This window comes from Microbacterium imperiale (genome assembly GCF_017876655.1).
Taxonomy (GTDB): Bacteria; Actinomycetota; Actinomycetes; order Actinomycetales; family Microbacteriaceae; genus Microbacterium; species Microbacterium imperiale.
This window is the reverse complement of record NZ_JAGIOK010000001.1, coordinates 1975080-1988316: the sequence shown is the minus strand read 5'-3', so window position 1 is coordinate 1988316 and position 13237 is coordinate 1975080. Positions and strand designations below refer to the sequence as shown.

Genomic DNA, 13237 nt, shown 5'->3' with positions numbered 1-13237 from the left:
CGTCGATACGATGAGCGCGTGGGTGAGTTCTGGAGCGGGCTATGGGGTTTCGCGGGGAGCTACTGGTGGCTGATCTTCTTCATCGGGCCGGCCGCCGGTGGTGTCGCGAAGGCGATCGAGCGTTCCGCCAAGCGCCGTCATGAACGCCGGCTCGAGATTATCCGCGCGAAGGCCGAGGCGAAGGGCATCGTCGTCCGCCCGGCGTCGGGCGACCTTGCGGCACGCGACGGCGGCGCGTCATTCCCCTCGGCGGCCGACGGCGATGACGCGGGCGCGAGCACGCGCACGCGGTTGGAGCGTCTGTTCTCGGCCCACGACGACCTCACGCACCGCTGGCTGGAGTACGAGCTCGACGTCGCGAAGCTGATCGCCTTCCCGGCCATGAGCGATGGCCGCCAGCCGCTGACCGCGGCGTTCCTGCGCGCGAAGAAGGTCGCCGACGGTCTGCGGCCGCCGTCCGCCGACACCCGGGTCAGCGCGACTGATCTCGCCGCATACCGCGACGCCCTGACCGATGCCGAGGTAGCGTTCGACCTGGCCGAGCGCGACGCCCGGCGCCAGCGCGACCGCTCGTTCAGCGAGGCCGAGCGCCGCCGCCTCGACACAGCGAAGCAGCTGCTCAACGTCGCGGTCGACGACGCCGCGACGCCCGCCGAGCGGCGCACCGCCTACGAGCGGGTGCGCGCCGAGCTCGACGGGCTCATCGCGGTGTCGGATGCCGCGATGGACCGCCTCGCCGAGCGGGCGGCGCTGCAGCTTCCGCCGACGGCGCCGCCCGCGGCATCCTGATCGCGTTCAGCCGACCTGGAGGCCGTCGACCTGGGTGCCGTACTCGGCCAGCCACGCCTCGATCGCCTCGGGCTCCTTGCCCTCGCCGTACTGGTTGACGACCATGTCCTCGAGAGCGGCGTACTGCTCGTCATCGAGGACGATCTGGCCGATCAGCTCGGCGGCTTCGGGGTGCTCGTCCGCGAACCCGGCGGTGGCCAGGAAGTGCAGCGCCTCGGGGTCGCCCATCGCGCCGCGCGGGTCTTCGAGGTCCTTGAGGCCGTAGCGCTCGTTGGCCCAGAACGGACGCCACGACGTCACGACGATGTCGCGCTCGGCGGCGATCGCCGTGTCGAGCTCGGTCAGCATGGCCGCGGTCGAGGAGGTGACGAGCTCGTACGTCCCGTCCAGGCCGTACTCGGGCATCATCGAGTTCTGGGTCTGCGAGGTCAGACCGGCGCCCGGCTCGATGCCGTAGATCTTGCCGCCGAACCGGTCGGCGTCGGCCGCGAGGTCCTCGATCGAGGTGATGTCGACGTACTCGGGTACGGCGATCGTGAGCTTGGCGTTGTCGTAGTACGCGCCGAGGTCGTCGATCTGGTCGCCGTAGGTGTCCATGTAGGTCGCGTGCGTCAGTTCGGGCCACGCCGACGGGTAGATGTCGACGTCGCCCTGCGCGAGACCGGCGTAGAGCGGTCCGGCCTCGGTCAGCTCCTGCATCTCGACGGTGTAGCCGATCTGCTCGAGCTGGTTCTCGAGCAGGTACGCGGTGCTGAGGCCGTCGGTCCACGAGGGCAGGTAGCCCAGCGTGATGGTGCCCTTGCTGTCGCCGTTGTCGCCGGAGCCGCCGTCGGCCTGGTTGCCGCTCGCGCAGCCGGCGAGGGCGAGGGATGCCGCGGCGCCGAGGGCCACGATGCCGGTGAGGTGTCGCTTGTTCATAGTGTGCCTTCCGTATGGAGTCGTACGTTCCGTATGAGGTGCAGGGAGGATACGTTGGTGGTCCCCACGGCCCGCGCGCAGGCCGGACCGCGGGGGTTGTTTCAGGTGACCTGGGCCAGACCGCGCTGGCCGGCGGCGGCCGCCGCGCGGCGGCGGCCGATCTCGCCGACAAGGGAACCCCGCTGCCCGCGCAGGTCGCCGAGCGCCGAGGTGAGACGGTCGAGGTAGATCGCGAGGATGACGACGCTCAGGCCCGCCTCGACACCGGTGCCGATGTTGACGGTCGACATGGCCTGCACGATCTCCTTGCCGAGCCCGGGGGCACCGGCGATACCGGCGATGACGGCCATCGACAGCGCGAGCATGATGACCTGGTTGACGCCGGTCATGATCGTCGGCATGGCCAGCGGCAGCTGCACGCCGCGCAGGATCTGCCCGGGCGTCGCGCCGAACGCGTGCCCGGCCTCGACCGTCTCTGCGTCGACGCCGCGAATGCCGAGCTCGGTGAGCCGAACGCCCGGGGGCAGCGCGAAGATGACGGTCGCGACGAGTCCGGGCACGAACCCGATGCTGAAGAACACGATCGCGGGGATCAGGTAGACGAAGCCCGGCATCGCCTGCATGAGGTCGAGCACCGGCTTGATGACCGCGCTGAACCGGTCGCTGCGGGCGGCGAGGATGCCGAGCGGAACGGCGATGACGACGGCGATGACCGTCGCGATGAGCACGAGCGCGAGCGTCTGCATCGCGGTGACCCACTGGCCGACGCCGAGGATGATCGCGAACGAGATCGCGGTGCCGATCGCGAACTTCCACGACCGCAGGGCCCAGCCCAGCAGCGCCGCCACGACGATGACCACGACGATCGGGGCGCTCAGCAGCAGGTCGGCGAGCGAGCCGACAAGCCAGCCCACCGCGTCGGAGATGCCGCGCAGCAGCCACGAGAGGTTGTCGCGAATGGCGGCGACAGCGACCTCGGCCCATTCGCCGAGCGGGATGCGGAACCCGTCCATCAGCGCACCCCCTCGTTCTCGGCGGCGACCGCATCGACGGCGGAGGCCTCGGCGAGCACCTCGTCGATCGCGGCCTGCGGCATCGGCTGCAGCGGGATCGTGATCTCCTCGGTCGCGCCGGGTCCGGGCCCGAGGGCCGCGAGCAGCGTGATGCGCGGGATGACGCCGACGAGGCGACCCTCGTCGTCGGTCACGGCCAGCGGCAGCGGCGACTCGACGGCGGGGACGAACAGGTTCATCAGCACCTCGTCCTGGCGCACCGTCTGCGGCGCCGGCTTGATGACGGCGCTCAGCGACGACTCGCCACGGCGGACGAGCTTGACGGCGTCGCGGTCGGTGACGACGCCGAGCAGCTTGCGGTCGCGCCCCACGACGTAGGCGGCCGACATGAACGCGTCACGCATCTGCTTGAGGGCGACGCGGGGGCCGGCCGACTCGGCCACGACAGGCCGCGGGCGCTCCATGACGTTGGCGGCGGTGAGCACGCGGGCACGGTCGACGTCCTGCACGAACTGCTCGACGTAGTCGTTCGCCGGGTCGGTGAGGATGTCTTCGGGGGTGCCGATCTGCACGATGCGGCCGTCGCGCATCACGGCGATGCGATCGCCGAGGAACATCGCCTCGTTGAGGTCGTGGGTGATGAAGATGATCGTCTTCTGCAGCTTCTGCTGCAGTTCGAGCAGCTGCTCCTGCATCTCGCGGCGGATGAGCGGGTCGAGCGCGCTGAACGCCTCGTCCATGAGCAGGATGTCGCTGTCTGCGGCGAGCGCGCGGGCGATGCCGACGCGCTGCTGCATCCCGCCCGACAGCGCCGCGGGGAGCTTGTCGCCCCACCCGTCGAGCCCGACGAGCCCGAGGATCTCCTCCGCCTTGGCCAGGCGCTCGGCCTTGCCGACGTCGCGCAGTTCGAGCGGGTAGGCGACATTCGCGGCCACGGTGCGGTGCGGCAGCAGCGCGAAGTGCTGGAAGACCATCGCGATGCGCTCGCGGCGGATAGTACGCAGTCGCGCGGGGGCGACGTCGGTGATCGAGTCGCCCTTCACCGTGATGGAGCCGGCGGTCGCGTCGTGCAGCCCGTTGAGCATGCGGATGAGCGTCGACTTGCCCGAGCCGGAAAGGCCCATGATCACGAAGATCTCGCCGGGCTGGACGCTGAAGGACGCGTCGATGACGGCGGCGGTGCCGGCGTCGGAGATCTCACTGCGCTGAGCGCCGCGGCGGAGCTTCTCGACGACGGACTTGGGGTTGCGGCCGAAGACCTTGTACAGGTTCTTGGCCTCGAGCGCGGGGGCTGCTGTGTTCTCCCCCAGAGCAGGCGGAATGGTCACTGGACACCTCGGCAGCCCGGTGCAGGGCTGCATCGGTCACGCCCGGGTGGCGACCTCCCGGCGCACGTCTCGCGACAGCGCCACGGCGGGTGGATGTCGGATCCACGGGCACGGGCCGCCGACCATACGCTCACCGGTCTGGCGACCTCGGGGTCACCACCAGCGACCGCGGACTGGTCGGGTACGGCCCGTCATGGGCCTCATCCAACGTTTCACGTCTGGCGGAGGGTCGCAAATCGATAGACGATTTGCCTCGGGACCGGCCATTCCGGTATCACGCGCGCGCTGCGTGCCCGCGTGGCGCAACCTCAGTCGGCGGTGTCCTCGGCGGCGATGCGGTGGTGCCGGATGACCTCCGCGACCACGAAGCCGAACCACTTCTGCGCGAACTCGGGGTCGAGGTCCGCCTCTTCGGCGAGGCGCCGCAGGCGGGCGATCTGGCGCTCCTCGCGGCCGGGATCGGATGCCGGCATCCCGTGCTCCGCCTTCAACTCACCGACCTGCTTCGTGCAGCGGAAGCGCTCGGCCAGCATGAAGACGAGCGCGGCGTCGATGTTGTCGATGCTCGCGCGCAGGCGCTGGAGTTCGGTCGTGGCGTCGGTCATGGCGGCTCCTCCCCCGCCGACCCTACCGCCCGCGTCGGGGCGGGACCCATTCGGGCGCCGGGCCCCGGCGGCATCCGGTCACCCGTCCTAGAGTGTGACCATGACGAAGCCTCGCATCAGCAGTACCGGCGCGGCGGGGTCGTCGGCATCGACCGAGACCGAGTTCGCGACGCGCGACCGCCCCGTGTGGGGCGGCCTGGCCCGCCCCTTCGCCGCCGGGTTCTTCCTGACCCTCGGGGCGCTCACCGCGATCGTCCTGGGCCTGGCGATCTCGAGCCTGTCGACGGTTCTCATCTACATCGCGATCGCGCTGTTCGTGGCGCTCGCGCTCGACCCGCTCGTCCGGTTCCTCGTGCGGCGCGGCATCAAGCGCGCGTGGGGCATCGTCATCACGTTCGCGGCCCTCGCGGCGGTGATCGCCGGCATGCTGTGGATCGTGCTGCCGCCGGTGGTCCGGCAGGTCGAGCAGTTCGTGCGCGACGTGCCCTCGATCGTCGACGACATCCTGCACAGCGAGGCGGTGCTGTGGCTCGAGAACACCTTCGGCGACAGCCTGAGCGACGTCTTCGACGAGATCCAGAGCTTCGTCACGAATCCCTCGAACATCGCCGCCATCGGCGGTGGACTGCTGCAGGTGGGGGTCAACGTCGTGACCGCGATCTCGGGCGCGATCATCGTGCTCGTGCTCAGCCTGTACTTCCTGGCCTCGCTGCCGAAGATGAAGAACGCGCTCGTGCGTCTCTCGCCGGCCCGTTCGCGCGAGACCGTCGCCGAGATGACGCGGCAGATCACCGAGTCCGTCGGTGGCTACCTGGCCGGCATGGTGGTGCTGGCGGCGATGAACGCGGTCTTCGCCTTCATCCTGCTCACGATCCTCGGGGTGCCGTTCGCCGCCCTGCTGGCGGTGCTGGCGTTCGCCATCACGCTCATCCCGCTCGTCGGATCGGTGCTGTTCTGGGTCGGCGCCACGGTCGTCACGTTCCTGACCAACCCAACGGCTCCGCTCACCGCGATCATCTTCGCGGTGACCTATCTCGTCTACATGCAGATCGAGGCCTACCTGCTGACCCCGCGCGTGATGAACCGCACGGTGTCGGTGCCGGGCTCGCTCGTCGTCATCGGCGCGCTCGTCGGCGGAACGCTGCTGGGCCTGCTCGGCGCGCTCGTCGCGATCCCGGTCACCGCGTCGATCCTGCTGATCGTCAACCAGATCATCATCCCGCGACAGGACGCCAAGAAGCGCGGCGTCTGAGGATCCGGCGTCAGGGCAGCGTCAGGGCAGCGGAAGCAGGCAGGTCGGGCTCGGCGCCGTGACCCGGTGGCGCGGCCGGCCGGGCACCCCGGTGCGCGGGTCGCGCGTCATCGAGACGACCTCGTCCGACAGCTGACCCGCCACGAGCAGCGTGTCGCGGACGACGACGTGGTGACGCGGCCACCGCACGCCCGCGTCGACGAGCGCGAGCTGCTGCAGCCGGTCGCCGGCGTCGCGCACCCGCAGCACGCCGAGGGTGTCGCTGCCGCGGACTCCGGCGTAGACGGTCTCGCCGTCGGGAGTCATCGCGATCTCGGCGGCGGTGTCGTCGGCGAGGACGCCCGCGAGCGGGGTCGCCGACAGCATCCGCCACGTGCCCTCGCGGTCGGCACCGAGCACGAACACCTCACGCGAGAGCTCGGTGAGCACGTAGAGGTGACCGCTCGGATGCCACAGCGTGTGGCGCGGCCCGCTGCCGAGGGGCAGGGCGACCTCCTGAACGCGGCGCAGGCCCGCGGCGGAGTCGCGCCAGAACCGGACGAGGTCCAGGCCCATGTCGGTCGTGACGATGAGGCCGCGAGGCAGGTAGCGCGCCTGGTGCGCGCGTGACGGACGCGTCGCGGGGTCGGTGTCTGTCACCGAGGAAGGCGCGGCCCGCAGCGGTTCGTCGTGGCCGGGCACGAGGTGGGCGAACTCGGGGCCGGCGGCCTCGCGCAAGGCGCGCGCCGCCGCCGCGAGATCGATGTCACCCGCGGATGCTGACGCGGCGGCGGCGGCCGGGTCGGCGGCATCCGGTCCGTACGGGTCCACTGCGGCGGGAGCGACGACGGGCGACGAGATCGCACCCGCGGCATCCAGCCGCATCCGGACGACGCGGCCGTCACTCCAGCAGCTCGCCACGAGCGAGCCGCCGTCGGGGGCCACCGCGACGTGGCACACCGACTCACCGGCCGGTACGGGGGCGCCGAGCGGCGTCCACGTGTCGGGACCGGTGCGGCGGTACGCCTGCACCTCGCCGCGGTACTCGAGCGCCGCATAGATCACGTCGAGCGTCGGATGCCGCGTCACCCACGAGGGAGACGACGCGGCGGTCACCTCGGGCCGCAGCGCGAGCTGGCCGCCCGCCGTGGCGGCATCCGGGTCGCCCGCGTGGATCAGGCCGATGCCGCGCGCCTCACCGCCCATGTCGGCGGTGTAGCCGCCCAGCAGCAGCCTCACGTCAGTCGACGAGGTCGTGGCGGACGATCACCGCGTCGCGCGCGGGACCGACACCGATCACCGAGATGCGGGTGCCGCTCATCTCCTCGAGGGCGAGGACGTAGTCCTGCGCCTCGATCGGAAGGTCGTCGAAGGTCCGTGCCGTCGAGATGTCCTGCTTCCAGCCGGGGAAGTACTCCAGGATCGGCTTGGCGTGGTGGAAGTCCGACTGGTTCACCGGCACCTCGTCGAACCGCTCGCCGTCGACGTCGTAAGCGACGCAGACGGGGATCTGGTCGAGTCCGGTGAGGATGTCGAGCTTGGTGAGCACGAGGTCGGTGATGCCGTTGATACGCGTCGCGTAGCGCGTGATCGGAGCGTCGTACCAGCCGACGCGGCGCGGGCGGCCGGTCGTGGTGCCGAACTCGAAGCCGCGCGAGCGCAGGAAGTCGCCGTTCTCGTCGAACAGCTCGGTGGGGAACGGACCCGAGCCCACACGCGTCGTGTAGGCCTTGACGATGCCGACGATGCGGTCGAGGCGGTTCGGGCCGACGCCCGACCCGGTGGCCGCGCCGCCCGCCGTCGCCGACGACGAGGTCACGAACGGGTAGGTGCCGTGATCGACGTCGAGCATCGTCGCCTGGCCGCCTTCGAAGACGACGACGTCGCCCGCGTCGAGGGCGTCGTTCAGCAGCAGCCCGGTGTCGCACACCATCGGCCGCAGACGCTCGGCGTACGACAGCAGGTCGTCGACGATCTCGTCGGCGGTGATCGCGCGCCGGTTGAAGACCTTCACGAGCAGGTGGTTCTTCTGGTCGAGGGCGCCCTCGACCTTCTGGCGCAGGATGTTCTCGTCGAACAGGTCCTGCACGCGGATGCCGACGCGGTTGATCTTGTCGGCGTAGGCCGGACCGATGCCGCGACCGGTCGTGCCGATCTGCCGCTTGCCGAGGAACCGCTCGCTCACCTTGTCGAGGGTGCGGTGGTACTGCGTGATGAGGTGCGCGTTCGCGCTCACCTTCAGGCGCGAGATGTCGAGGCCGCGCGCCGAGAGCGCTTCGAGCTCGGCGAAGAGGACCTCGAGGTCGACCACGACACCGTTGCCGATGACGGCGTTGACGCCCGGCGAGAGGATGCCGCTGGGCAGCAGGTGCAGGGCGTACTTCTCGTTGCCGATGACGACGGTGTGTCCGGCGTTGTTGCCGCCGTTGAACTTGACGACCCAGTCGGTGCGGTCGCCCAGCAGATCGGTGGCCTTGCCCTTGCCCTCGTCGCCCCACTGGACGCCGACGATGACGATTCCCGGCATGCGGATCTCCCTTTCTGTCGAGGAGGGATTGCACCCCATCCTATCGATAGGCCTCCGGCGCAACCCCCCTGCTGCGGGATGGAGCGGCGGAGTACATTCTGGCCCGTCCGGACCACTCGACCGAGGAGGAGTCGCATGCGCCTGTCGGCACGGATGCGCGTCGCCGTCGTGACGCTGCTCGCGCTGTCGTCGCTGTCGTTGGCGGGATGCGGCGCGCAGATCCCCGCCGACCCGTCGGGGACCCTGGCCGCCGTCGAGGGCGGCACCCTGCGTGCCGGCGTCACGCCGAACGGCCGGGTGATGGATGTGAGCGACGACGAGCCGAGCGGCAGCGAGGCGGATGCGATCCGTGCGTTCGCCGACTCGCTCGACGCCGATGTGGAGTGGACCGTCGGGTCGGAAGAGGCGCTCGTGCGCGAACTCGAGAACGGCGGACTCGACCTGATCGCGGGCGGCCTCACCGACCAGACACCGTGGACCGACAAGGCCGGTGTCACCCGGCCCTACGCGGAGATCACGGCGCAGGACGGTCGGACCCTCAAGCTCGTCATGCTCGTGCCGCTCGGCGAGAACGCCTTCCTCTCGCGGCTCGAGACCTTCCTGTCGGAGCGGGCGAAGGCGGGTGCGCTGTGAGCCCCGAACAGGTGACCTTCGGCCGCACCACCCTGCCCGACCGTCAGGTCGAGGTGCTGCGGCGAGCCGTGCGGCTCGAGTGGCTGACGATCGGCTTCCTCGCGGTCACCGTGTTCCTCGTCTTCCTCGTCCTCGGCAACTCGCAGGCGATGAAGGCCGCGTGGATCGAGGACCTGCTGTCGTTCATCCCGCCGCTCGCGTTCCTCATCGCGATCCGCGTCAACCGGAAATCGCCGACGCTGCAGCATCCGTACGGCTATCACCGCTCGGTCGGAGTAGGTCATCTCGTCGCCGCCGTCGCGCTGACGACGATGGGCACGTACCTCATCGTCGACTCGGCGATCGGCCTGTTCAGCGGCGAGCACCCCACGATCGGCACCATCGAGCTGTTCGGGGCGTCGATCTGGCTCGGCTGGCTCATGATCGGCGTCATGGCGCTGACCGCCGTTCCGCCCGTGCTGCTGGGGCGGGCGAAGATCCGCCTCGCACGCGAGCTGCACAACAAGGTGCTGTACGCCGACGCCGACATGAACAAGGCCGACTGGATGACCGCCGTCGGCTCGATGGTCGGCGTGACCGGCATCGGCCTGGGCATCTGGTGGCTGGATGCCGCCGCCGCGCTGTTCATCGCGTCGAGCATCCTGCGCGACGGGCTGAAGAACCTGCGCGCCGCGATCGTCGACCTCATGGACGCCCGTGCCACGACGTTCGACGACGCCGAGCCGCATCCGCTCGCGGCCGAGGTCGACGCGTATCTGGCCTCACTGCCGTGGGTCTCGGCCGCAGGCAGCCGGGCGCGCGACGAGGGGCATGTCTTCCACATCGAGGCCTATGTCGTCCCGACGAGCGACGACGAGCTGACCCTCGACCGCCTCGAGGCGGCGCGCGCCGGCTGCGTCGACCTGGACTGGAAGGTGCAGGACATCGTCATCGTGCCGGTGCGCGAGCTGCCCGAGGTGGTGCCGGTCACCCCGGCGGCGGACGGGTCGCGGTGACGCCATGAGACCGCTGCGATACGCGATCAACGTGACGCTCGACGGGTGCTGCGACCACGCCGAGGGGCTGCCGCCCGACGAGGAGTCGATGCGGTTCTGGGCCGCGCAGATGGCGGACGCGGACGCGCTGCTGCTCGGCCGGGTGACCTACGCGATGATGGAGTCCGCGTGGCGCCGGCCCGCGACAGGCGCCTGGCCGGAATGGATGGATGCGGGGGAGATCGCCTTCGCCGAGAGCATCGACCGGGCGAAGAAGTACGTCGTCTCGCGCACGCTCAAGACGGTCGACTGGAACGCCGAGCTCGTGCGCGACGACCTGCGCGGTACCGTCGAACGACTCAAACGCGAGCCGGGCAAGCGCCTGTGGGTAGGTGGGGTGTCGCTTCCCACGACCCTCGCCGAGATGGGTCTGGTCGACGAGTTCGAGTTCCTCGTGCAGCCGATCGTCGCCGGGCATGGGCCGATGCTCCTCGCGGGGCTGACGCGGCCGATCGCTCTCGAAGAGGTGAACCGCACGCCGTTCCGGTCGGGCGCCGTCGCCACCCGGTATCGGGTCATCACGCCGTCGGGGGACGCTTCTTCCTGAACGAACCCCGGTTACGACAGGTGTCGCCGCGTGACGGGCGGCCTTGGTCCGCTCGTCGGCAGCGGTCGACAGTGGGGGCATGTCGCACCGCATCCACCTCGCCGTCGCCCTCGAGCGCGCCGGCTGGCATCCCGCCGCCGGGCGCGCAGCGGGCGTCCTCCCCCACGATCTCGTCACCCCGAAGCCCTGGGTCGACCAGGCCCGGGCGCTCGACCGCGCCGGTGTCGTCTTCGCGACGATCGAAGACGCCCTCGCGCTCACCGACCGATTCGAGGATGCCGACGACCCGCGCCCCGGACGGGTCCGAGGCCGACTCGACGCGGTGCTGCTCGCCTCGGCGCTCGCGCCGCTGACGCACCGCATCGGCCTCGTCCCCACCGTGACGACGACCCACACGGAACCGTTCCATGTGGCCACCGGCATCCAGACGCTCGACGTCGCCAGCCGCGGCCGCGCGGGGGTGCGTCTCGTCGTCGGCGGGTCGCCGGCCGAGCGCGCGAACTTCGGGCGACGCGACGAGCTCGACGCCGAGGCCGGGTTCCGCGAGGCGGGCGAGGTCGCCGACGTCCTCGGGCGGCTGTGGGACTCGTGGCAGGACGACGCGATCATCCGGGATGCCGCGACGGGGCGCTTCGTCGACGCCGACCGCATCCACAACGCCGACTTCGCCGGCGAGTTCTTCTCGATCACGGGGGCCTCGATCGTCCCGCGCTCCCCGCAGGGCCGCCCGGTCATCTCGGTGCTCGCGCACGAGAGCGCGCCGTACCGCCTCGCCGCCGAGCACGCCGACGTCGTCTTCGTCACGCCGCACGGCCCGGCGGCGGCCACCGGCATCCTCGCGGAGCTCGACGGCGCGGCGGCGGAGCTGCGCCGGTCGGCGGAGCGTCTCCGCGTGTTCGCCGATGTCGTCGTGCTCATCGACGACGCTCCCGGGCGTGCTCACGACGCGCTCGCCCGACTGGACGACCTGGACGGGGGCGCGTTCCGATCGGATGCCGCCGTCGTCGCGGGCACGCCGACCGAGGTCGCCGATCACATCCGAGCCCTGGCCGCGACGGGCGTCGACGGCGTGCGGCTGCGACCGGCGCGCCAGCCCGACGACGTCTTCGCGATCGCCGACCGGCTCGCCCCCCTGCTGCGCGCGACGCGGGTGCTGCGCGACGACGACGCCGCGACGCTGCGCGGACGGCTCGGGCTGCCCCGCCCGCAGAGCCGCTACGCCGTCACCCCCGCAGAAGATCCCCGCACCACCCCGGCACGAGAGAAGGTCGCCCCGTGAGCCGTTCGCCTCGCCAGATCCACCTGGCCGCCCACTTCCCCGGCGTCAACAGCACGACGGTGTGGACCGACCCCGCCTCGGGCAGTCAGATCGACTTCGCCGCGTTCGAGTACTTCGCCCGCACCGCCGAGCGCGGGTTCTTCGACTACGTGTTCCTCGCCGAGGGGCTGCGGCTGCGCGAGCACAAGGGCCGGGTGCACGAGCTCGACGTGCTGGGGCGCCCGAACACCCTCGCCGTGCTGGCCGCCCTCAGCGCGGTGACCGACCACGTCGGCCTGGTCGGCACCCTCAGCACGACGTTCAACGAGCCCTACGAGCTCGCCCGCCAGCTCGCGACCCTCGACCACCTGTCGGCAGGGCGCGCCGGATGGAACGCCGTCACGAGCTCCGACGCGTTCCACGGTGCGAACTTCCGCCGCGGCGGGTTCCTCGCCCACGCCGACCGCTACGAGCGCGCGAAGGAGTTCGCGGCGCTGTCGAAGAAGCTGTGGGACTCGTGGGACGAGGGCGAGGCGCTGCCGCGCCGCATCCGTCACTCCGGCGCCCAGTTCGACGTCGATGCGCTCTTCGACGTGCCGCGTTCGCCGCAGGGACGTCCCGTGATCGTGCAGGCCGGTGATTCCGCCGACGGGCGCGATTTCGGGGCGGAGCACGCCGAGGTCATCTTCTCGCTGCACCAGGACTTCGACGCGGCGCGGGTGTTGTACGACGACGTCAAGGGGCGTCTGGCGGCGTGGGGCCGCGACGAGGACTCCCTCAAGATCCTGCCCGCCGCGACCTTCGTCATCGGCGACACGGATGCCGAGGCGCGCGAGCGATCGCGTGAGATCGCACGGCAGCAGGTGCGGCCCGAGCAGGCCCTCACCTATCTCGAGCAGGTGTGGGGCCGCGACCTCAGCGGCTACGACCCCGACGGGCCGCTGCCCGACGTCGAGCCCGACACCGGCTCGGAGACCGCCCGCGGCTGGGCGAACCGCCACAAGGCCGTGCAGGCGCGCATCGCGTCGCTGCGCGAGCTGTCGGAGGCCGAGGGGCTGAGCGTGCGGGAACTCGTGATCCGGCTGACGGCGAAGCACACCTTCGTCGGCACGCCGGAGCACATCGCGAGCGAGATCGACCGGTACGTGCAGGAGCGCGCGACGGACGGCTTCACGGTCGTCGGGCACCTGACCCCGCACGGTCTCGACGAGTTCGCGACCCGCGTCGTGCCGCTGCTGCAGGAGCGTGGCTCGTACCGCGACTCGTACGACGAGGGTGCGACGCTGCGGGATCTGCTCGGACTGCCGGCACCGGCACGCACGCTGACGCCCGACGCCGCCGCGGCTCGATGACG

Annotated in this window: 13 protein-coding genes; 7 read left to right on the top strand and 6 right to left on the bottom strand. The window is 71.0% G+C overall.

The features are described 5' to 3' along the window. The first annotated feature begins 18 nt into the window (after nucleotides 1-18). Nucleotides 19-789 (top strand): hypothetical protein, encoded by a 771-nt coding sequence (locus JOF37_RS09820; protein ID WP_210006648.1) that lies wholly within the window; start codon nucleotides 19-21, stop codon nucleotides 787-789. A 6-nt stretch (nucleotides 790-795) separates the two neighbouring features. Here the strand turns inward: JOF37_RS09820 and JOF37_RS09815 are convergent, their stop codons facing one another. The 4 genes from JOF37_RS09815 to JOF37_RS09800 all read right to left on the bottom strand — a co-directional run bounded on the left by JOF37_RS09815 (nucleotide 796) and on the right by JOF37_RS09800 (nucleotide 4653). After that, entirely contained in the window at nucleotides 796-1707 is a 912-nt protein-coding gene (locus JOF37_RS09815; protein ID WP_210006647.1) for a glycine betaine ABC transporter substrate-binding protein, read from the bottom strand. A gap of 101 nt (nucleotides 1708-1808) precedes the next feature. After that, entirely contained in the window at nucleotides 1809-2720 is a 912-nt protein-coding gene (locus JOF37_RS09810; RefSeq protein WP_210006646.1) for an ABC transporter permease, read from the bottom strand. After that, complete coding sequence (locus JOF37_RS09805) at nucleotides 2720-4048, bottom strand: quaternary amine ABC transporter ATP-binding protein (RefSeq protein ID WP_271175025.1); 1329 nt, start codon at nucleotides 4046-4048, stop codon at nucleotides 2720-2722. Before JOF37_RS09805 ends, JOF37_RS09810 begins: the two co-directional genes overlap by 1 nt. Nucleotides 4049-4356: 308 nt before the next feature. Continuing rightward, nucleotides 4357-4653 carry a chorismate mutase gene (locus JOF37_RS09800; protein WP_210006644.1) on the bottom strand — a complete coding sequence of 99 codons (297 nt, stop codon included), beginning with the start codon at nucleotides 4651-4653 and terminating at the stop codon, nucleotides 4357-4359. 100 nt (nucleotides 4654-4753) lie between these two features. Between JOF37_RS09800 and JOF37_RS09795 the strand changes: the two genes are divergently transcribed. Next, entirely contained in the window at nucleotides 4754-5905 is a 1152-nt protein-coding gene (locus JOF37_RS09795) for an AI-2E family transporter (protein ID WP_210006643.1), read from the top strand. 21 nt (nucleotides 5906-5926) lie between these two features. Here the strand turns inward: JOF37_RS09795 and JOF37_RS09790 are convergent, their stop codons facing one another. Continuing rightward, on the bottom strand, nucleotides 5927-7123 hold the full coding sequence (locus JOF37_RS09790) for a lactonase family protein (protein ID WP_210006642.1): 1197 nt from the start codon (nucleotides 7121-7123) through the stop codon (nucleotides 5927-5929). A gap of 1 nt (nucleotide 7124) precedes the next feature. After that, complete coding sequence (locus JOF37_RS09785; protein ID WP_210006641.1) at nucleotides 7125-8411, bottom strand: adenylosuccinate synthase; 1287 nt, start codon at nucleotides 8409-8411, stop codon at nucleotides 7125-7127. Between the two features lie 135 nt (nucleotides 8412-8546). Between JOF37_RS09785 and JOF37_RS09780 the strand changes: the two genes are divergently transcribed. The 5 genes from JOF37_RS09780 (at nucleotide 8547) to JOF37_RS09760 (ending at nucleotide 13235) form a co-directional block, all read left to right on the top strand. Further along, the gene (locus JOF37_RS09780) at nucleotides 8547-9044 is read left to right on the top strand and encodes a transporter substrate-binding domain-containing protein (RefSeq protein WP_245338143.1); all 498 of its coding nucleotides are present in this window, start codon (nucleotides 8547-8549) and stop codon (nucleotides 9042-9044) included. After that, nucleotides 9041-10039: a cation diffusion facilitator family transporter gene (locus JOF37_RS09775; RefSeq protein WP_210006640.1), complete on the top strand. Its 999-nt coding sequence runs from the start codon at nucleotides 9041-9043 to the stop codon at nucleotides 10037-10039. The genes JOF37_RS09780 and JOF37_RS09775 overlap by 4 nt, the downstream gene beginning before the upstream one ends. Before the next feature lie 4 nt (nucleotides 10040-10043). Next, entirely contained in the window at nucleotides 10044-10625 is a 582-nt protein-coding gene (locus JOF37_RS09770; protein WP_210006639.1) for a dihydrofolate reductase family protein, read from the top strand. Nucleotides 10626-10704: 79 nt separating this feature from the next. Beyond that, a complete protein-coding gene (locus JOF37_RS09765; RefSeq protein ID WP_210006638.1) occupies nucleotides 10705-11904 on the top strand; it encodes an LLM class flavin-dependent oxidoreductase in 1200 nt (399 codons plus the stop codon). Continuing rightward, on the top strand, nucleotides 11901-13235 hold the full coding sequence (locus JOF37_RS09760; protein ID WP_210006637.1) for an NtaA/DmoA family FMN-dependent monooxygenase: 1335 nt from the start codon (nucleotides 11901-11903) through the stop codon (nucleotides 13233-13235). Before JOF37_RS09765 ends, JOF37_RS09760 begins: the two co-directional genes overlap by 4 nt. Nucleotides 13236-13237 lie beyond the last annotated feature (2 nt).